Origin of the sequence: Phyllobacterium phragmitis, from assembly GCF_002980495.1 — a bacterium.
In the GTDB taxonomy this organism is placed as follows: Bacteria; Pseudomonadota; Alphaproteobacteria; order Rhizobiales; family Rhizobiaceae; genus Paramesorhizobium; species Paramesorhizobium phragmitis.
Genome location: NZ_PVBR01000105.1, coordinates 1 through 389, shown reverse-complemented (window position 1 = coordinate 389; position 389 = coordinate 1). Strand labels below are relative to the sequence as shown.

1 pseudogene is annotated in these 389 nt (G+C 58.1%); it reads right to left on the bottom strand.

Features of this window, described 5'->3' with window-relative positions:
* Nucleotides 1-389, bottom strand: a pseudogene (locus C5748_RS28435) (hypothetical protein); the annotation flags it as partial.

Below are 389 nucleotides of genomic sequence, written 5' to 3'. Positions count from 1 at the left end.
GCTTATTGGTGATGTTCAGCGTGCCGCCGTTGACGATGGTATCGCCAGCAAAGCCAGAGGAATCGGCGGTGAGGTTGGTGACACCAGCGACATGGTTGATCGTGGCAAAAGTGTTGACGCCCGACATGGTGATAGCCGCATCGAAATTGTAGTTTGTCCCGGTATGCTTGAAATTGAGGGTTCCGATGCCATCGCCAAAGGCCAGCGTGGCGGCGTTGAGCGTGCCCGCCGCAACCGCCGTATCGCCCGCCGCCGCGCCGACATTGAGTATGCCGCCAATATCTGAGTTTTTGGCAAGATGCGTTGTTCCGCTGCCCGAATTCACATTGACGACACCGCCATCGGCGATGGTCAGGGTGCCGGTTTTGCTGCCAATGCCCGCGCCATTA